At 41.8% G+C, this 18,281-nt stretch carries 20 protein-coding genes; 16 read left to right on the forward strand and 4 right to left on the reverse strand.

Annotated elements, in window-relative coordinates; genetic code table 11:
- Positions 1–115: 115 nt before the first annotated feature.
- The 3 genes from QTN47_RS02095 to QTN47_RS02105 all read right to left on the reverse strand — a co-directional run bounded on the left by QTN47_RS02095 (position 116) and on the right by QTN47_RS02105 (position 2,535).
- Positions 116–571, reverse strand: a complete 456-nt coding sequence (locus tag QTN47_RS02095; protein WP_369327655.1) for a DUF1569 domain-containing protein — start codon at positions 569–571, stop codon at positions 116–118.
- 8 nt (positions 572–579) lie between these two features.
- On the reverse strand, positions 580–1,950 hold the full coding sequence (gene hisS / locus QTN47_RS02100) for a histidine--tRNA ligase (protein WP_369327656.1): 1,371 nt from the start codon (positions 1,948–1,950) through the stop codon (positions 580–582).
- Positions 1,951–2,076: 126 nt separating this feature from the next.
- A complete protein-coding gene (locus QTN47_RS02105; protein WP_369327657.1) occupies positions 2,077–2,535 on the reverse strand; it encodes a low molecular weight protein-tyrosine-phosphatase in 459 nt (152 codons plus the stop codon).
- 522 nt (positions 2,536–3,057) lie between these two features.
- Here QTN47_RS02105 and QTN47_RS02110 point away from each other — a divergent pair.
- From QTN47_RS02110 to QTN47_RS02155, 10 genes are all read left to right on the forward strand, one after another.
- Positions 3,058–3,993, forward strand: a complete 936-nt coding sequence (locus QTN47_RS02110; RefSeq protein ID WP_369327658.1) for a PstS family phosphate ABC transporter substrate-binding protein — start codon at positions 3,058–3,060, stop codon at positions 3,991–3,993.
- Between the two features lie 22 nt (positions 3,994–4,015).
- The gene (locus tag QTN47_RS02115; RefSeq protein ID WP_369327659.1) at positions 4,016–5,701 is read left to right on the forward strand and encodes a tetratricopeptide repeat protein; all 1,686 of its coding nucleotides are present in this window, start codon (positions 4,016–4,018) and stop codon (positions 5,699–5,701) included.
- A gap of 232 nt (positions 5,702–5,933) precedes the next feature.
- Positions 5,934–6,332 carry an NADH-quinone oxidoreductase subunit A gene (locus QTN47_RS02120; protein WP_369327660.1) on the forward strand — a complete coding sequence of 133 codons (399 nt, stop codon included), beginning with the start codon at positions 5,934–5,936 and terminating at the stop codon, positions 6,330–6,332.
- 203 nt (positions 6,333–6,535) lie between these two features.
- Positions 6,536–7,126, forward strand: coding sequence for an NADH-quinone oxidoreductase subunit B (locus tag QTN47_RS02125; protein WP_369327661.1), 591 nt, complete (start codon positions 6,536–6,538; stop codon positions 7,124–7,126).
- A gap of 61 nt (positions 7,127–7,187) precedes the next feature.
- Positions 7,188–7,706, forward strand: coding sequence for an NADH-quinone oxidoreductase subunit C (locus QTN47_RS02130; RefSeq protein WP_369327662.1), 519 nt, complete (start codon positions 7,188–7,190; stop codon positions 7,704–7,706).
- Between the two features lie 40 nt (positions 7,707–7,746).
- Complete coding sequence (locus QTN47_RS02135; RefSeq protein WP_369327664.1) at positions 7,747–8,976, forward strand: NADH-quinone oxidoreductase subunit D; 1,230 nt, start codon at positions 7,747–7,749, stop codon at positions 8,974–8,976.
- A 78-nt stretch (positions 8,977–9,054) separates the two neighbouring features.
- Positions 9,055–9,552 (forward strand): NADH-quinone oxidoreductase subunit NuoE, encoded by a 498-nt coding sequence (nuoE, locus tag QTN47_RS02140; RefSeq protein WP_369327665.1) that lies wholly within the window; start codon positions 9,055–9,057, stop codon positions 9,550–9,552.
- Positions 9,553–9,633: 81 nt separating this feature from the next.
- A complete protein-coding gene (locus QTN47_RS02145) occupies positions 9,634–10,074 on the forward strand; it encodes a nuclear transport factor 2 family protein (RefSeq protein WP_369327666.1) in 441 nt (146 codons plus the stop codon).
- 109 nt (positions 10,075–10,183) lie between these two features.
- A complete protein-coding gene (gene nuoF / locus QTN47_RS02150) occupies positions 10,184–11,536 on the forward strand; it encodes an NADH-quinone oxidoreductase subunit NuoF (protein ID WP_369327667.1) in 1,353 nt (450 codons plus the stop codon).
- 81 nt (positions 11,537–11,617) lie between these two features.
- A complete protein-coding gene (locus QTN47_RS02155; protein ID WP_369327668.1) occupies positions 11,618–11,995 on the forward strand; it encodes a GxxExxY protein in 378 nt (125 codons plus the stop codon).
- Positions 11,996–12,032: 37 nt separating this feature from the next.
- Here QTN47_RS02155 and QTN47_RS02160 read toward each other — a convergent pair whose 3' ends face one another.
- A complete protein-coding gene (locus QTN47_RS02160; protein WP_369327669.1) occupies positions 12,033–12,263 on the reverse strand; it encodes a hypothetical protein in 231 nt (76 codons plus the stop codon).
- Positions 12,264–12,341: 78 nt separating this feature from the next.
- Here QTN47_RS02160 and QTN47_RS02165 point away from each other — a divergent pair, with 78 nt between their 5' ends.
- The 6 genes from QTN47_RS02165 to nuoL all read left to right on the forward strand — a co-directional run bounded on the left by QTN47_RS02165 (position 12,342) and on the right by nuoL (position 18,249).
- Complete coding sequence (locus QTN47_RS02165; RefSeq protein ID WP_369327670.1) at positions 12,342–13,448, forward strand: NADH-quinone oxidoreductase subunit G; 1,107 nt, start codon at positions 12,342–12,344, stop codon at positions 13,446–13,448.
- An 11-nt stretch (positions 13,449–13,459) separates the two neighbouring features.
- The gene (nuoH, locus tag QTN47_RS02170) at positions 13,460–14,503 is read left to right on the forward strand and encodes an NADH-quinone oxidoreductase subunit NuoH (RefSeq protein ID WP_369327671.1); all 1,044 of its coding nucleotides are present in this window, start codon (positions 13,460–13,462) and stop codon (positions 14,501–14,503) included.
- A 205-nt stretch (positions 14,504–14,708) separates the two neighbouring features.
- Positions 14,709–15,287, forward strand: coding sequence for a NuoI/complex I 23 kDa subunit family protein (locus QTN47_RS02175; RefSeq protein WP_369327672.1), 579 nt, complete (start codon positions 14,709–14,711; stop codon positions 15,285–15,287).
- Positions 15,288–15,374: 87 nt separating this feature from the next.
- Complete coding sequence (locus QTN47_RS02180) at positions 15,375–15,878, forward strand: NADH-quinone oxidoreductase subunit J family protein (RefSeq protein ID WP_369327673.1); 504 nt, start codon at positions 15,375–15,377, stop codon at positions 15,876–15,878.
- Between the two features lie 58 nt (positions 15,879–15,936).
- Complete coding sequence (nuoK, locus tag QTN47_RS02185; protein WP_369327674.1) at positions 15,937–16,275, forward strand: NADH-quinone oxidoreductase subunit NuoK; 339 nt, start codon at positions 15,937–15,939, stop codon at positions 16,273–16,275.
- Positions 16,276–16,338: 63 nt separating this feature from the next.
- On the forward strand, positions 16,339–18,249 hold the full coding sequence (gene nuoL, locus QTN47_RS02190) for an NADH-quinone oxidoreductase subunit L (protein WP_369327675.1): 1,911 nt from the start codon (positions 16,339–16,341) through the stop codon (positions 18,247–18,249).
- Positions 18,250–18,281: the final 32 nt, after the last annotated feature.

Here is an 18,281-nt window from a genome sequence, read left to right on the forward strand (position 1 = left end):
AAATAAGAGTTATTGCCGAGGCGCCAAATGCAGCGGAAAGCCGGCATCCGTTATATCTTCATCAAACATAGTACGTCATACACCTAACACCGTACATCGTACATCATACATCGTCTCATTCTCCAAACTGCCGTAGATGATGGTCCACATGCTTATAAATGAGCTTTCCCCATTTTTTTCTGTTCATTCGCCCAAATACCGGGTGCGGCTTGAAATAGTGATCGTCGGGTGTACTGGTAAGCCTTTCAATCTGTTCGATCAACGATTGTTTTTCGTATTCAAAATCGTCTGTAACCACCAGTTTCTTGGTCGCATCCAATTCTTCCGCTGTAGGTACTCCTCCTTTGGGAAAAGGAAGCAGGTCGATGAACATCCATCTTGCAAAAGCTGCCATCGGCTCAGACATTGTCTTTACCGGTGCTTCTTCTGCAAATGCCATTTTAATGGCAGCGGTGCAATGCGCAAGCATTTGCATTACATTCATCTTTCCCCATTTTCGCTGACTGCCGGGAGTAAGACGGTTAACCCGTTCAATAAGATCCTTTGCTGTATGTTGTGTTAAATAAGGCATAGTTTATTTTAGAAAGAAAAGTTTTGCAGTTCATTTTGTTTCAAAGCAAATTGTTCGCTCTTCTTAAGATCTTTAATGACACAGGTTCCTTCTTCCAGTTCTTTGCTGCCAATAATTACAATAAAAGGAATTGCTTTTTTCTCAGCATACTTAAATTGCTTATCAAACTTAGCCAGCTCATGGTACAATTCACATCTAACACCTTTGCCTCGTAATTGTTGAGCAAGCTCAAATGCTTTCCTGCTTTCTGCATCGCCAAGGTTAAAGAATAAAACCTGCGTACCGGTTTGTACTGCTTCGGGAAAAAGTTTTAATTCTTCCATTACATCATAAATGCGGTCAACGCCAAATGAAATTCCCACGCCAGGTAAATTCGGAACGCCAAATAAGCCCGTAAGGTCATCATAGCGGCCGCCGCCACCAATGCTACCCATCTGAACGTTTTTAGCTTTTACTTCAAAGATGGTTCCGGTGTAATAATTAAGGCCGCGCGCAAGGGTGAAGTCCGTTACCAATTTACTGTTGCCAGCGATGGCAGCATAGTTCAGTACGTATGTGATCTCTTCAATGCCTTTTTTAGCTGTTTCATTATCGCCCATCAGTTCAGTCAACTGTTGAAGTTTTTCTTCATTGCTTCCTTCAATGGACAGGTATTGCTCAATACGTGCAACCTGGTTTTCTTGTAAGCCTCTTGTTGCCAGTTCTTCTTTAACCTTTTCCAATCCTATTTTGTCCAGCTTGTCAATCGCAATAGTTATATCCATCATTTTGTCGGCGCCTCCGCATAATTCAGCAAGGCCTGCAAGTATTTTCCTGTTGTTTATGCGGATCTCCACATCAATTTTCAACTGACTAAATACCTCTGCATAAATATTAGCCAGTTCCACTTCGTTGAGGAGCGAATAGCTACCCACCACATCCGCATCACATTGATAGAATTCGCGGTAACGGCCCTTTTGGGGTCTGTCCGCGCGCCAAACAGGTTGTATCTGATAACGCTTAAAAGGAAAAGTAAGTTGCGCATGGTTCATGGCCACATATCGTGCAAACGGAATGGTAAGATCATACCTTAATGCGCGCTCCGTTAGGTTTTTATCATTTTTTCCATTCAGTACATTTTCAAATGCAGCTTTAGATTTCTCCAGGTTTTTAGGGTCTCCCAAGCCGTTATTCAGCACCTTAAAAATTAATTTGTCACCTTCCTCCCCATACTTCCCCATTAAGGTTTCAATGTTTTCCATCGTTGGGGTTTCCAATGGCTGAAACCCGTATAATTCAAAAACCGAGCGTACAGTTGAAAAAATATAGTTACGTTTTCTAACAATATCTGTAGAAAAATCTCTCGTTCCCTGCGGTATCCCTACCTGTATTTTAGCCATTTTATGGTATTATCTGTTTTGTTAATCAGCTTCATCTAAAATCGTACACCTTTCATCGTACATCCTACATCGCAGGAATCTGTCCTACATTTTCAAAATGTAGGACAGATTCCTGCGATGTACATGCTACTCCCGGTATTTTGCAATAATCTGTTCACAAGCTTGGTCCAGCATGTCAAACACTTTGTGAAAGCCATCTTCTCCTCCATACCACGGATCCGGCACGCTTCTGTTTTCTCCGGGATATAGTTCATTCAATATAAGATCTACTTTTTTTTCGTTCCAAAAATCTTTGCTTATCCTTTTCACGTCTGTATAATTCTCACTATCCATCACATAGATCTTATCAAAATTCTTTATGTCTTCTTTTTTAAACTGTCTTCCACATTGGCCGCTTATGTCTATGTTATTTAGCACGGCTACTTTTTGCGATAAATGATGCGGAGGCTCTCCAATGTGATAATTACTTGTTCCCGCACTGTCTACCAGCCACTTCAAATGATATTTTTCCACTTTATCCTGCAAAATGCCTTCGGCTAATGGGCTTCTGCAAATATTGCCGAGACATACCATTAAAATTTTCATGGCTGCAAAGATAATGTTCGCAGGATATTCAGGCTTTGAAACACGATCATATCCTGCTTGTAATCAGTATTTATGGAAATTTTTCTTTTTGCACTCTATATAGTCAGGCGATGTTAACCATTCCTCATAATAACAAATGTTAATTATTTTGTAAGCATATTTTATTATTTCATCATTGGGCTCGAGGTAAAAAAACACTCAGATTACAGAATTTTATAAAAAATAAAAACTAAAATTTTATATCTTGCCCGAGCCGTATTTTAATTATTGTGTTAAATGGAGAATAATTTCAGAACAAGGCAAAAGAAAAGTTTGACCTTAATGCGCACTATTTATGGAGTTGCTATATCTCTGTTAATACTGTCAGTGGGGCTTGTTGTATTTTTTGGATCTCAGTGGAATCTTCCGTTTTCAGCGGCTCTTACAGAGCTTGATCCCTTAATGAGATATTTGTTTGGCGGGCTTTGTCTTTTGTACGGGGCTTTCAGAATGTATAGAAGTGTTAAGAAAGAATATTAAAGTATGGCAGAGAAAATAATGTGTAAATTGGCAGTCGCTTTTTTTCTGGGAGTTATTTTTACTGCATGTGGTAACGGAACCAGAAGCAACAGGGATAACGATACCTACAAAAAAGGCGTAATCAATATAAGTGTTGATGAAAGCTTTAAGCCGGTTATAGAAGAGCAGATTAAAGTGTATGAATCTTCTTTTCCGGAAGCGAAAATTATCCCGACGTATAAGTCTGAAGCTGATTGCTTGCGGGATCTTCAAAATGACAGTGTGAGAATGATTGTAATTGCCAGGGGACTAACTGTGGACGAAGATAAATATTACACCACAAAGCTTAAGTATCATCCGAATTATGATGTGCTTGCCTATGATGCTGTAAGTGTTATCATTAACATTAATGGAAAAGACAGTGTCTTTACCATGGCTAAGATCAGGGATTTTCTCAGTGGAAAAGATTCCTCGAAGACTATAGTTGTCGATGGAAAAAATGCTACCAGTACCGTAAGATTTTTGAAAGATTCTGTTTTAAAAGGAGAAAATTTTGGTAGCAACGTTACAGCCGCAAATAACAGTAGGGAAGTGGTTGATTACGTTTCTAGAAACCAAAATGCCATAGGTTTCGTAGGTTCAAGCTGGGTAGGCAACGAACAGGATCCGGAGCAGAAGGCCTATATGAAGACAATTCGCTTTGCATTACTGCAATGCACCTCTTGCAAGGATGACAGCATATTTGCAAAACCTTCGCAGTCAACTATTAGTTACGCGCAATATCCTTTGGTACGGCCTTTGTACTATATCGTGAAGGAGAACTATTCCGGTTTAGGGACCGGATTTCTTAATTTTATGAGTGTAGAAAGAGGCCAGCTTATTTTTAGAAGATCATATCTTGTACCCGCCAAGATGTATTTCGGCATCCGTACAAGCAATATAAAAGAAAGTACCGATTAATCACTAGTATAAAAAACAGAAAATGAAGAAAACAGCTTTAACATTTTTATCTATTGGGTTTGCTACTGTTACAGCTTTTTCTCAAAAAGTAGAGGATGGAATAAAATATCTCTACTACGAGAAAACAAAAAGTGCCTTGGAAACATTGCAAAAAGTGGTAAATGATAAGCCTAAAGACGCTTATTCTATCTATTGGTTAGGTCAGGCAATGATAGCCAATGAGGATGTAGCCGGTGCAAAAGCTTTGTACCAGCAAAAATTAAATGAAGGTGTTAACGATCCCTGGTTGTGGGTTGGTATGGGAAACGCTGAACTGTTAAGCGGCGGCGACGTGAATGCGGCTAAACAAAAATTTGAGCAGGCAATTACAAGCACAACCGGTACTAAAGGAAAAACGAAAGGTGTTCCTAACGCCGATATTTTGAATGCTATTGGTAAAGCAAATGCCGACGGTAGTAGCAAACAAGGTGATCCGCAGTACGCTGTTGATAAGTTAAAACAGGCTATGGAAATTGATAAAACAAATCCTGAAATACCTGTAAATCTTGGCATTAACTATCTTAAATTGGGTAGCGACAAAGGTGGTGAGGCTGTTGAAGCTTTCCGTGAAGCATTAAACAGAAACCCTAATTATGCCAAAGCTGATTTCAGAATCGGTCGTATCTACCAAAGCCAGAACAACCTGGACGCCATGAATGAATGGTATGGTAAAGCTATCGCTGCAGACCCGGCTTATGCTCCTGTTTATCTTAATTACTTCAGATATTACCAGGAAAAGGATATCAATGCAGCAAAAGAATACATAGAAAAATATGTAGCTAATGCTGACAAAGATTGTAAAACCGATTTCTTCCAGGCCGACTATCTGTTCCGCGCCGGTAAATACCAGGAGTCTTTAGATAAAGCAAAACAAATGGAAGCTGGAGCTTGTAAAGACTATGCTCCTATAAATCTTTTATATGCTTACAACTACGACAGGTTACATCAGCCGGATCAGGCCAGGACAGCTATTACTAATTTCTTTGCACAACAAACGCTGACAGCAGTTCCAATAGATGCTTATAAGATTGCTGCTGAAATTTATAAAAAGGCTCCTGGTTTCGAAGATTCTGCAATCTCGTATCTGACTAAAGCAATGGACATCGATACAGTACAGGCAAATAAAATGAGCTATGCTGATACGATCGCGTCAATCTACAAAAAAACAAACAGGCCTGCAGAAAGATATGACTGGTTGAAGAAAAGCTTTGCTTTGAATACAAAACCATCAAATGCTGATATCTATAATTTGGGTGATGCGGCGCTGGGTGCAAAAGATTACCCTGTTGCTGATAGCATGGCTGCGATCTACAAAACAAAATATCCTGACCAGCCTTATGGTTACACAATGCTTGTAAAAAGCGCTCAGGCACAAGACAGCACCGGTACTAAAGCTGTTGGTCCGATCAACGATTATATCGGCTTCTTAATGAAGGATACAACTAAAAATGCACAGGCAATTGCTTATTACCACGCTATCCAGGGCGGTTACTATGCAAATACAGCTAAAAACATTGACAGCTCAATCGCTGAATTTGAAGAAGCTGTAAGATTTGATCCGGCTAACGTTCAGTACAAACAATTCCTGGATCAGTTAACAAGGGTGAAAAATAAATCCAATCAAAAAAGCAGTCCCGCAAACAAACCCAAACAAAGCTCAGGTAAATAGTTAATTCTGATTTACATATATAATATAAAGGCTCCCTAAAAGGGAGCTTTTATATTTGTAACAGGTGCCCCTCCCGTACAAACGGCATGTTCGGGCAGCATCTGACATCATACACTTATACCTTAGATCGTACACCTTACACCGTACATCTTACATTTACATGACATTTTTTACGTCATTGATTTTTTTTACCCGTCTTTGCCCTTATTTTTGCGGCATTAAAGAATTTACCATGAGTGCATTGACGATTTTACTGGATGCAAACGTGAACTCCTCTGCTAATTATTTTCAAATAGGTATTCAATTGCTGGTGGCCATCGGCATCGTTATAGTTATGATGGTGGCATCTCATTTATTGGGACCTAAAAGAAGTACTTCTGAAAAGCTGGAGAACTTTGCAAGCGGTATCGAAAGCCATGGTAACGCCCGCGCTCCAATGGCTATTAAATATTTTCTTGTAGCCATTCTTTTCGTTTTATTTGATGTAGAAGTAATCTTTTTCTATCCATATGCGGTAAACTTTAAAGAGCTCGGCTGGACCGGCTTCTGGGAAGTATTACTGTTCGTTGCATTCTTTCTTGTTGGCTTTATTTACATCATCAAGAAGAAAGCACTTCAATGGGAGGACTAACAAGAAGTTAAAAAATACAAAAGAGCAGGTCTTGCAAAGCCTGCTCTTTTCATTTTGACTTTAAGAAGGCAAATTAAACGTCAAATGTTTTAGCTCAATTGCCAAGTGTAACCTATTTTTGCCGATAGAAATTGATCTTGTAATAATTGTGTTTGTAACATTATTGCCACCAATGCAATAAGTGTTATATTAAAATAAATACTATGTCACGTCCCGTTCAATTCAATATTCATCCAAAGCAGGCAGATATTTACGACAATATTGCGCTGGCTGAGATGCCGGAGGGGCTTCAAGGACAGGGATATTTTGCGACCTCACTGGAAAAGACCATTGCTCTGGCACGTAAAAACTCCATTTGGCCTTTACCTTTCGCAACTTCCTGCTGCGGTATCGAATTCATGGCCACAATGGGTTCTCATTATGATCTTTCGCGTTTTGGTTCTGAGAGACTGGGTTTTACTCCGCGTCAGTGTGATCTGTTAATGGTGATGGGAACTATCGCAAAGAAAATGGCTCCGGTGTTAAGACAGGTTTATCTGCAAATGGCTGAGCCCCGTTGGGTATTGGCGGTGGGAGCCTGTGCTTCTTCAGGAGGAATTTTTGATACTTATTCTGTGTTGCAGGGCATTGACCAGGTTATTCCGGTTGATGTATATGTTCCAGGGTGCCCTCCAAGACCAGAAGCTATCCTCGATGGCTTTATGCGCATCCAGGAATTGGTGGGTAACGAAAGCTTAAGAAGAAGAAATAGTGACCATTATAAAGCTTTGTTAGGCAGTTACGGTATACAATAAATAGTGTGGTGCATCAGGTTAGAGGCGGTTATCCAGGTTTCATACAAATTTTCAACACCCGATGGAATTGACAAACGAATATATCAAGCAGAGATTAGCAGATCAATTTGGCGATAAGGTAGTAAACTTCGAAGAACCTTATGGCATGTTCACGTTTGAAGCTCCTAAAGAAGATAATCTTAAAGTTTTACAATTTCTATTTGACGATGAGGAATTGCAGTTCCGTTTTTTGACGGATCTGTGTGCGGTTCACTACCCCGATCAGGAAGGCAGGGAACTGGCTATTGTCTACCATCTGCATAACCTGGTAAAGAACGTGAGAATCCGTTTTAAGGTATTCACCAACATCCAGGAGCCGGATATTTTTACTGCAACCAACATCTTTTCAACCGCAAACTGGATGGAAAGAGAAACATATGATTTCTTTGGGGTTAATTTTATCGGTCATCCCAACCTGAAACGCATCCTGAACGTTGATGAAATGGATTATTTCCCTATGCGTAAGGAGTTCCCGCTGGAAGATCAGACAAGAATTGACAAGGATGACGAGATGTTCGGTAGAGGTGGAAGTATTATCTGATTTGAAATTTCAAATTTCAAATTTCAAATTAAAATGAATTATGTCAGAGCAAATAAAACATATAAAACTACCTGAAGGTTCCATTGAAAAGCAGACAACTACTTTAAACCTGGGACCAACGCACCCTGCCACTCACGGGGTAATGCAGAATATATTGGAGATGGATGGCGAAAGAGTGGTATCTGCAGAACAAACGATTGGCTATATTCACCGCGCTTTTGAAAAGCTTGCAGAACGCAGGCCCTTATATCAGATAACTCCGCTTACAGACAGGTTGAACTATTGCTCAAGCCCATTGAACAACATGGGTTGGCACATGACCTGCGAAAAGCTTTTAAAAATACAAACGCCCAAACGTGTTGATTACCTGCGTGTGATCATTATGGAACTGGCGCGTATCGCAGACCACCTTATTTGTAATTCTATTGTTGGTGTGGATTCCGGTGCATTAAGCGTATTTCTTTACGTAATGCAGTACAGGGAACTGATCTATGAGATCTACGAAGAAATTTGCGGATCACGTTTAACGACCAACATTGGCCGTATCGGTGGTTTTGAAAGAAACTTTAATAATACTGCATGGACGAAACTGGAAAAATTCCTTGCTGAATATCCCGCAGTATTACGCGAATTTGAAAAGCTGTTACAACGTAACAGGATCTTCATGGAACGTACCATGGGCGTTGGTGCAATTAGTGCTGAACGTGCATTAAATTATGGCTTCACAGGTCCCAACCTTCGTGCAGCTGGTGTTGATTATGATGTACGCGTGCATTCTCCTTATAGCAGTTACGAAGATTTCAGTTTTGAAGTACCTGTAGGATCTACCGGCGATTGCTACGACAGATTCCTTGTTCGCAACCAGGAAATGTGGCAGAGCATGGAGATCATTAAACAGGCTTACCAGAAAATACAGGAATTTAAAGGTGCTGATGCGGAAGTGTATCACGCTGATGTTCCCGAATACTATCTTCCTGAAAAGAAAGATGTCTATACAAAAATGGAGGCACTGATCTGGCACTTCAAGATTGTGATGGGAGAAACGGACATTCCAAAAGGTGAAGTTTACCACAGCGTTGAAGCTGCTAATGGTGAACTTGGGTTCTATTTGATTAGTGATGGGGGACGTACTCCGTATCGTCTTCACTTCCGCAGACCTTGCTTTATTTATTACCAGGCTTATTCCGAAATAACAGCTGGCAGCATGCTGAGTGATGCCATCATTACATTGAGTAGCCTGAACCTGATTGCGGGAGAACTGGACGCGTAAAATTGAGTTGTGAATATTCAAAAGCAATGCAATGTTTTTGAATGTTTGCTTTTGAATGTTGACTTTTGAATTTGAAATATGACAAAATTTTCAGACGAAAAACTGGCTAAAGTACAAGAGATTATCGCACGCTATCCTGATGGAAAGCAGAAGAGCGCTTTGTTGCCTGTACTTCACCTGGCGCAGGAAGAATTTGGCTGGTTGAGTTCGGATACCATGGATTATGTAGCTTCATTGCTGAGCATTGAACCGATTGAAGTGTATGAGGTTGCTACTTTCTATAGCATGTATAACTTGCAGCCTGTTGGCAGATACACATTTGAAGTATGCCAAACCGGTCCTTGTATGATTAAGGGAAGTGACGACATTATTTCTTATATCGAACAGAAATTAAATATAAAACCCGGGCAGACAACTGAAGATGGTATGTTTACCTTGAAAACAGTTGAATGTCTTGGTGCTTGTGGATATGCGCCAATGATGCAGATGGGAAAGTTCTATAAGGAACACCTTACAAAAGAGAAAGTAGATGCCATCATTGACGAGTGCAGAAAAACTGCGGCAGCAAACAACTAACCGGTTCTGTCGTAGGGATGTAAGTTGCATTATCCGCTGGTGCGGACCAAATTTCCTTGATTATTGCCTAAAACAACGCATATGAAAAGTATCATTTTTGCCTTTCTGCTGTCATTAATTTGTGTGACAGGTTTTTCACAAACAGACGAAAGCAAAGTGCTTCAAAAGGTAAAGGATTTAAATGATGCTGTTTTCGTTAGGAAAGATGGCAATGCAATACAAGGACTAGTATCAGATAAGGCAACTTATGGTCACTCTGACGCCAAGATTGAAGACAAAGCAACCATGGTACAAAATGCGGTGACAAATAAGATCACTTACAGAAACGTAGAAATGTTGTCGCCAAGCGTGGTCATTGAAAGTAATACAGCAGTTGTCAGATATGTTCTCAACGGCGTTCAGACTGATAGTACCGGAAAAGAAGGTCCGCTTACGCTCGCAGTATTACAGGTTTGGATGAAAGAGAAAAAAGAGTGGAAACTGTTAGCAAGACAAGCTGTTAAGATTCCGCAGAAGAACTAAGCACGCTGTAGGATCTAAAAAAATAAATGTGTGAAGGAAGTGTAGGGAGAGAAATTATCACAAAGGAAAAATGCTGAAGGCTGATAGCTGAAAGCTGATAGCTAAACATATGGCAGTTAAATTATTACTAGAGAAAGCACATGTAGAAGGTATCCGCACTTACGATGTTTACCGTCGCGAAGGTGGTTACCGCGCAGTAGAAAAAGCGCTAAAATCAATGAGCCCCGAGGCCATTGTTGAGGAAGTTAAGAAGAGTGGGCTTAGAGGACGCGGTGGTGCAGGCTTCCCTACTGGAATGAAATGGAGTTTTATTGCCAAACCCGAAGGTGTTCCCCGCCACCTGGTGTGCAACGCCGATGAGAGCGAACCTGGTACTTTTAAGGACAGGTACCTCATGGAATTTATCCCTCACCTGTTGATCGAAGGTCTGATTATTTCATCTTTTGCTTTAGGTAGCAACGCAACATATATCTATATCCGTGGCGAATATGCCTGGATCCCTGACATTCTTGAACAGGCTATTGCCGAGGCAAAAGCAAACGGATGGTTAGGAAAAAATATCCTGGGTACAGGCTTCGATTGCGAAATATATGTACAACGCGGCGCTGGCGCTTATATCTGTGGTGAAGAAACTGCGTTGATCGAAAGTCTTGAAGGCAAAAGAGGTAATCCGCGTATTAAACCGCCATTCCCGGCGGTTAAAGGTGTGTGGGACAGACCAACTGTGGTGAACAACGTAGAAACACTTGCTGCAGTTGTTCCCATTATAAACCTTACCGGCGAAGAGTACGCCAAAATAGGTGTAGGCAGATCTACCGGAACGAAACTGATCTCCGCTTGCGGCAATATCAACAAGCCGGGCGTTTACGAGATCGACATGACCATCTCCGTTGAGGAATTTATTTATAGTGATGAATATTGCGGTGGTATAGCCAACGGCAAACGCCTGAAAGCTTGTATACCCGGTGGATCTTCAGTGCCCATTCTTCCCGCAAATCTTTTGTTTAAAACTGCAAAAGGCGAAACCCGTTACATGAACTATGAAAGTTTGAGTGACGGAGGTTTTGCAACCGGCAGTATGATGGGAAGTGGTGGTTTTATTGTATTGGATGAAGATCAGTGCGTAGTTAAACATACTTATACATTAGCAAGGTTCTACCGTCATGAAAGCTGCGGACAATGTTCGCCTTGTCGTGAAGGTACCGGCTGGATGGAAAAAATATTAAAGAATATCGACACCGGAAAAGGTAAGATGAGCGATATCGATCTGCTTTGGGATATCCAGCGCAAGATCGAGGGCAATACAATTTGCCCGCTCGGCGACGCAGCTGCATGGCCCGTAGCAGCCGCCATCCGCCACTTCCGCGACGAGTTCGAATGGCACGTGCTAAATCCGGAAGAAAGCCAGGTGCGCAATTTCGGTCTGGCGCACTATGCTGATGCCCGCGAAGTTGTCGCGTAGACATTTCTCGCTGCGGACGCAGAGAAGCAGTGGCGCAGCGTGGAGTAAGGCAGCTATGCCAAAACCCTTAATAAACCCGATATGATGGAAAATGAAATTGCGACACTTGCATTAGATGTTGCATTCAAAATTCATAAACAATATGGTCCGGGGCTTTATGAAAGTGTGTATGAGAAACTGTTTTGTTATGAATGGGATAAGTTGAATATGTGGTATTTGCGTCAACATCCGGTTCCATTGGTACATGAAAACATTCGGCTTGAAATTGGGTTTCGAGCCGATCTGATCTTGAATGATTTAGTGCTCATTGAATTAAAGAGTGTTGAAAAACTGGATAACGTTCACTTTAAGCAAGTGCTTACTTATCTAAAGCTTTCAAAACTCAGACTTGGATTACTGATCAATTTCAATTCTGTTTACCTCAAGAACGGTATACACCGGATTGTAAACGGATTATGAGTTGATATTTCGTTATAAATCGCTGCGTCTCCGCTCCTTAGCGCCCGCAGCGAGGAAAAATAAAACATCGTTGCGCCGCCGCTCCGTAGCGCTCGCTGCGAGAAACAAAAACAAAAAAATCTTCGTGTCCTGTTGAATAGGTCGCTGAGAGAAAAAATAAGAATCGTTGCGCCGCCGCTTCGTCGCGTCCGCTGCGAGAAACAAAAACAAAAAAATCTTCGTGTCCTGTTGAATAGGTCGCTGAGAGAAAAAATAAGAATCGTTGCATCGCCGCTTCGTCGCGTCCGCTGCGAGAAACAAAAAAACTTCGCACTCGGCCCCCGGGCCCTGCGTGAAAATTATAGCTATGTCAGAATTATTTAAAGTAACAATTGACAACATTACAATCGAAGTGCCGGCGGGAACTACCATTCTGCAGGCGGCGCGCAAGATTGGTGGTGAAGTGGCCCCTCCCGCAATGTGCTATTACAGCAAATTGAAAGGTAGTGGTGGTAAATGCCGTACATGCCTGGTAGAAGTGAGCAAGGGCTCTGAAAAAGACCCGCGACCGATGCCCAAACTCGTGGCGTCCTGCCGTACTACCGTGATGGACGGAATGGAAGTAAAGAATATCACCAGCGAGAAAGTAATTGACGCCAGAGCCGGTGTTGTCGAGTTCCTATTACTGAACCATCCATTGGATTGCCCGATTTGCGATCAGGCCGGTGAATGCCATTTGCAGGATCTGAGCTACGAGCACGGCAAAGAGGGTACACGTTTCGAGTTCCAGAAAAGAACTTTCCATAAGCACGATCTTGGTCCCTACATACAATTGCACATGACGCGTTGCATTCTTTGCTACCGTTGCGTGTTCACTGCGGATCAGTTAACCAATAAAAGGGTGCACGGCGTTTTAAGCCGCGGCGATCATGCTGAAATTGCAACATATATTGAGAAAAGCCTGGATAATGACTTCATTGGCAACGTAATAGATGTTTGTCCGGTTGGAGCATTAACAGATAAAACTTTCCGCTTCAAAAACCGCGTGTGGTTCACCAAACCGGTTGATGCACACAGGGATTGTGATAAATGCTGCGGAGAAGTGCAGTTGTGGATGCGGGGAGACGAGGTTTTCCGCGTTACAGCCCGCAAAGACGAATGGGGTGAAATTAAAGATAGTTCCAAAGGTTCAACAGGCTGGATTTGCAACGAATGCCGTTTCGAAAAGAAATTTGCCAGCGACTGGACCATTGAAGGGCCTACCCAGGTAAACCGTCATTCTGTGATTTCCCAGGGACATTATGTAGGTCTGAAGAAACCAAATGAGACTTTCGAGAAGGTGATGAACGGGCGAGAGCCGCGACTCTTTATGGATATTCATAGCGTAAGCGAAGTCAACAAGCCCGAGATACAGTTAAGCCTTATCCACGGTCCGGCGCATTCAGATGATTTTAAAGAAAATAACAAAGACTAATAATCGCAACAATGACACTATTAGCATTCGATTGGATTTTTTTAATAGAGAAGCTGGTATTGATCGTTATCATCATATCTGTTTCCCTGGTGATAGCGATGTATGAAACTTACGCTGAACGTAAAGTTGCTGCGTGGATCCAGGATCGTGTAGGTCCGGATAGAGCTGGCCCCTGGGGCATTTTGCAACCACTGGCTGATGGTGGTAAACTGTTCTTTAAGGAAGAGATCATTCCTAATTCTTCAAATAAGTTCTTATTCGTTCTTGGGCCTTGTCTTGCGATGCTCACAGCAATGATGACCTGCGCTGTAGTGCCCTGGAGCAGCAAATTGGAATTATTCGGCAGATCAATAGATATGCAGATTGCTGATATTAATATCGGAATCCTGTATGTTTTTGGTGTTGTAAGTATGGGTGTATACGGAATCATGATCGGTGGCTGGGCAAGTAACAATAAATTCTCATTGATGGCTGCGCTTCGTGGCGCATCCCAGGTGATCAGTTATGAACTGGCTATGGGCTTATCACTGATAGCCTTATTAATGCTTACCGGTTCTTTAAGCCTGAAAACCATTGTGGAGCAACAACAAGCCGGCCTTTGGAATATTGCATATCAGCCGTTAGGCTTTTTGCTGTTTTTTGTTTGTGCGCTGGCAGAATGTAACCGCGCTCCATTCGATCTTCCTGAAGCTGAGAGTGAATTGAACATGGGATATCACCAGGAATATTCTTCTATGAAGCTCGGGTTCTACCTGTTCTCAGAATACATCAACATGTTCATCAGCAGCGCTATTATGGCAACTTTATTCTTCGGAGGGTATGATGTACCGTTCCTCGATGAAAGTAAGCTGGCGGTAAATGTTGCTGCAATAGTTGGCCTGGTAGCATTAATGCTAAAAATATTCTTCTTCATCTTCCTTTTCATGTGGGTGAGGTGGACATTGCCTCGCTTCCGTTACGACCAGTTGATGAGAGTTGGCTGGAAGAATATGATACCTCTTGCTTTGGCGAATATGATTATTACCGCCGCTGTGGTGTTGTTGATCAAGAAATAAAGAAGAGGTAAGGGGCTTTGAGGTATAAGGAGTGAAGAAAGAATTGTTCAGTGAAGAGATGTGGTTGAAGTGAGTAATTTGCCTGTCGAAGCAGCAGATAGGAAACAAGGATACTGATAGGAGCAATGCCGCCCGGGCCAGAAAATAATCCCTGGCAGAACAACCGGGAAGATAAAGTTGGGATTAATAAGTTATAAAAATATTTTTGCAAACCTTAATTCCGCATAATGCGGATGAAAGCAGAAGAATGATGCAATCATTAACAAATCGCGCAAAACCGGTAGACAGAAGGCCCATGAATTTCGTGGATCGCCTGTACCTGCCTGCTGTGTTGAAGGGAATGTCCATTACTTTCGGACATATTTTTAAAAAGCCGCCTACCATAAAATATCCTGAACAAACAAGAGAGTTCAGTCCTGTATTTCGTGGACTGCATGTGCTGAACAGGGACGAAGAGGGACGTGAACGTTGCACCGCATGTGGATTGTGTGCCGTTGCTTGCCCAGCAGAAGCCATTACCATGGAAGCTGCTGAACGTGAACCAGGTGAAGAGAATCTGTACAGGGAAGAAAAATATGCTGCTCGTTACGAGATAAATATGCTGCGCTGTATTTTCTGCGGGTTGTGTGAAGAGGCTTGTCCTAAAGATGCAATTTATCTTAGCGAGACTTTTGCTCCATCAAACTTTGCCAGGAAAGGATTTATCTACGGTAAAAAGGACTTGTTGATTCCAAATCCTGTTACGCAGCCGGAAGAATACGCTAAGGCAAAAGGTAAACGATAACTTGAACGATAAATATATTAGTTGAAACAGAACGGTTGGTCGCGAGATCTGCCGGTTTATTTCACAACCCCAAATTGAAGAATTATAATGGGTACAGCTCAAATCTTATTCTGGTCACTAACAGCGCTTGCATTAATAAGCGCCATAATGGTGTTGGTAAGTAAAAATCCTGTGTATAGTGTTCTGTGGCTGATTGTTGTATTTTTTGCCATCTCCGGTCATTACATCTTACTTAATGCCCAATTCCTTGCAATTGTAAACCTGATTGTATATGCAGGGGCCATCATGGTATTGTTCCTGTTTGTGATCATGCTAATGAACCTGAATACGGAAACGGAACCTCAAAAGAGTATCTGGATGAAGTTCTTTGGCGTTGTCGCAGGTGGCTTGCTGTTATCTTTCTTTATTTCTTTCGTGATATCATCAGCTGATTTGAAAGGTAAAAGCGCCCAGTTAAAAGAAGGTGAGATCGGATTGATCAAAACACTCGGTAAAGCCTTGTTCAATGATTACGTGATTCCTTTTGAAATAGCCAGCATTTTATTCTTAAGTGCAATGGTAGGAGCGGTGGTAATAGGTAAAAAGGATTAAGCCTGAACAGAAAGTAGTTAGTAGATTATAAATATTCTGAAATTTTCAAACTCAAAAAATGCCAATTCAATATTATATAGCTTTTGCGGCAACCCTGTTTTGTATAGGTGTTGTGGGTGTATTAACCCGCAGGAATGCCATTATCGTATTTATGTGTATTGAATTAATGTTGAATGCGGTGAACCTTTTATTGGTTGCTTTTTCAAAAATGCACCATGCAGCTGCGCTTGCCGGCGGCGGAAAGAATGTTACCACCGGCGTAGAAGGGCAGTTATTTGTATTCTTTATTATGGTGGTTGCAGCGGCGGAAGTAAGCGTGGGTTTGGCCATTATTGTAATGATGTACAGAAACGTGCATTCTGTGGATGTGAATTTCTTAAACAGATTGAAGAATTAAGCTCCTTAGCATAAAACAGATAAGGAATATTATAAAAATTAAAACCCCGGAAGGGGATAGGGCATGAGCAAATTAGTTTATTTAGTACCACTGTTTCCGTTGCTTGGTTTTTTGATCAATGGACTTTTCAGGAAATCCCTTTCCAAGGGACTAATTGGTGTAATAGGCAGCGGCGCAATCCTCGCTTCTTTTATAGTAAGCCTGGTATTGTTCTTTGATGTAAAATCGGCTGGAGCAGCGTTGCCTGTAGAGCCTTTGTTTACATTCATTAATACCGCTTCTTTTAAAATAGACTTTGCTTTCCAGGTAGATCAGCTTTCTTCTTTGTTCCTGCTGATCATTACCGGTGTTGGTTTTCTGATCCACTTATACTCAACCGCTTACATGCATGAAGAAACAGAAGCGCATTTCGGAAGATATTTTGCCTATCTGAATCTCTTCGTATTCTCAATGTTATTGCTTGTATTAGGCGCTAACTATGTGATTATGTTCATTGGTTGGGAAGGTGTTGGTCTTTGCTCTTACCTGTTAATTGGTTATTGGTTTAAGAACAGTGAATATAATTATGCTGCAACAAAAGCTTTTGTGATGAACCGTATTGGTGACCTTGGCTTTTTGCTGGCAATTTTCTGGTTGTTGTCAAAATTGGGAGCTGTTTCTTTTGTTGAAGTATTCACCCACTTAGATAAACTTACTCCCGGAGATATCACCGCTATTACGGTGCTGCTGTTTGTAGGTGCCATGGGTAAAAGCGCCCAGATTCCTTTGTATACATGGTTGCCTGATGCGATGGCGGGTCCTACGCCTGTTTCTGCATTGATCCACGCGGCAACGATGGTAACTGCCGGTATCTATATGGTTGCAAGAAGTAATGCGCTCTATTCTTTAAGTGAGGTGGCACAGCATCTTGTAACAATTATCGGTTTAGCAACCGCTTTGTTCTCTGCAACAATTGCATTGAGACAAAATGATATTAAAAAAGTACTGGCTTATTCTACCGTAAGTCAGTTAGGTTATATGTTCATCGGTTTGGGCGTTGGTGCATATACCGGTGCCGTGTTCCACGTAATGACACATGCTTTCTTTAAAGCATTGTTGTTCCTTGGTGCAGGCTCTGTTATACATGCAATGCATCATGAGCAAGACATCCGTAAGATGGGTGGACTTCGCAAATATTTGCCTACAACACACTGGACATTTTTAGCTGGTTGCATAGCAATTGCAGGTATCCCTCCGTTGAGTGGTTTCTTTTCTAAAGATGAAATTCTTGCTGCGGCTTACGCTAAAAACCCTGTTTATTGGGGATTGGGTGTTGCAGGTGCCGCTCTTACAGCATTTTATATGTTCCGTTTATACGCAACAACTTTCCTCGGAAATTTCCGCGGAACACACGAGCAGGAACATCATTTACATGAGAGCCCTGCTGCAATGACATGGCCATTAATCATCCTTGCGGTGTTAAGTATCATTGCTGGTTTTGTGGGTGTTCCTGAAGTGTTGGGTGGCGGTCATATGCTGCGCTCATTCCTGGCGCCGGTTCTGGTTACAGAGCACCATCCGGAAATAGAGCACAGCACTGAATATATGTTAATGGGTGTTTCTGTAGCCCTGGCTGCAATAGCAATCATCATTGCTATAAATAAATTCAGCAAGAAGCCACAGTTGGAAGAACCTGCAGGCTTTGGAAAAGTACTGGCCGACAAATGGTATGTGGATGAATTGTACGATGCTATCATTGTAAAACCACTTAATGCTTTTGCCGGGTTCCTGAAAAATGTAGTAGAAAAATCTGGCATCGACGGTATTGTAAACGGTGTTGGAAGATTTGTGCAATACTCAGCAAGACAATTAAGGCTGTTGCAGAGCGGACAGGTGGGCAGCTACATTTTGTTTATGGTGTTGTCAATGGTTGTATTCTTCCTGGTGTACTGGAACCAGGCTATGATCACGCATTTTTTTCAAAAGATATTTTAAATAGCAATTAGGAAGCGCACCTGGAATGTGAT

It is taken from the genome of Danxiaibacter flavus (assembly GCF_041060425.1).
Classification (GTDB): Bacteria; Bacteroidota; Bacteroidia; order Chitinophagales; family Chitinophagaceae; genus Danxiaibacter; species Danxiaibacter flavus.

What these genes read in the sequence shown, in the direction of transcription:
- QTN47_RS02095 (WP_369327655.1), bottom strand. Translation starts at nt 571, where the DNA reads ATGCCTTATTTAACACAACATACAGCAAAGGATCTTATTGAACGGGTT.
- hisS (WP_369327656.1), bottom strand. Translation starts at nt 1,950, where the DNA reads ATGGCTAAAATACAGGTAGGGATACCGCAGGGAACGAGAGATTTTTCT.
- QTN47_RS02105 (WP_369327657.1), bottom strand. Translation starts at nt 2,535, where the DNA reads ATGAAAATTTTAATGGTATGTCTCGGCAATATTTGCAGAAGCCCATTA.
- QTN47_RS02110 (WP_369327658.1), top strand. Translation starts at nt 3,058, where the DNA reads ATGGCAGAGAAAATAATGTGTAAATTGGCAGTCGCTTTTTTTCTGGGA.
- QTN47_RS02115 (WP_369327659.1), top strand. Translation starts at nt 4,016, where the DNA reads ATGAAGAAAACAGCTTTAACATTTTTATCTATTGGGTTTGCTACTGTT.
- QTN47_RS02120 (WP_369327660.1), top strand. Translation starts at nt 5,934, where the DNA reads ATGAGTGCATTGACGATTTTACTGGATGCAAACGTGAACTCCTCTGCT.
- QTN47_RS02125 (WP_369327661.1), top strand. Translation starts at nt 6,536, where the DNA reads ATGTCACGTCCCGTTCAATTCAATATTCATCCAAAGCAGGCAGATATT.
- QTN47_RS02130 (WP_369327662.1), top strand. Translation starts at nt 7,188, where the DNA reads ATGGAATTGACAAACGAATATATCAAGCAGAGATTAGCAGATCAATTT.
- QTN47_RS02135 (WP_369327664.1), top strand. Translation starts at nt 7,747, where the DNA reads ATGTCAGAGCAAATAAAACATATAAAACTACCTGAAGGTTCCATTGAA.
- nuoE (WP_369327665.1), top strand. Translation starts at nt 9,055, where the DNA reads ATGACAAAATTTTCAGACGAAAAACTGGCTAAAGTACAAGAGATTATC.
- QTN47_RS02145 (WP_369327666.1), top strand. Translation starts at nt 9,634, where the DNA reads ATGAAAAGTATCATTTTTGCCTTTCTGCTGTCATTAATTTGTGTGACA.
- nuoF (WP_369327667.1), top strand. Translation starts at nt 10,184, where the DNA reads ATGGCAGTTAAATTATTACTAGAGAAAGCACATGTAGAAGGTATCCGC.
- QTN47_RS02155 (WP_369327668.1), top strand. Translation starts at nt 11,618, where the DNA reads ATGATGGAAAATGAAATTGCGACACTTGCATTAGATGTTGCATTCAAA.
- QTN47_RS02160 (WP_369327669.1), bottom strand. Translation starts at nt 12,263, where the DNA reads ATGCAACGATTCTTATTTTTTCTCTCAGCGACCTATTCAACAGGACAC.
- QTN47_RS02165 (WP_369327670.1), top strand. Translation starts at nt 12,342, where the DNA reads ATGTCAGAATTATTTAAAGTAACAATTGACAACATTACAATCGAAGTG.
- nuoH (WP_369327671.1), top strand. Translation starts at nt 13,460, where the DNA reads ATGACACTATTAGCATTCGATTGGATTTTTTTAATAGAGAAGCTGGTA.
- QTN47_RS02180 (WP_369327673.1), top strand. Translation starts at nt 15,375, where the DNA reads ATGGGTACAGCTCAAATCTTATTCTGGTCACTAACAGCGCTTGCATTA.
- nuoK (WP_369327674.1), top strand. Translation starts at nt 15,937, where the DNA reads ATGCCAATTCAATATTATATAGCTTTTGCGGCAACCCTGTTTTGTATA.
- nuoL (WP_369327675.1), top strand. Translation starts at nt 16,339, where the DNA reads ATGAGCAAATTAGTTTATTTAGTACCACTGTTTCCGTTGCTTGGTTTT.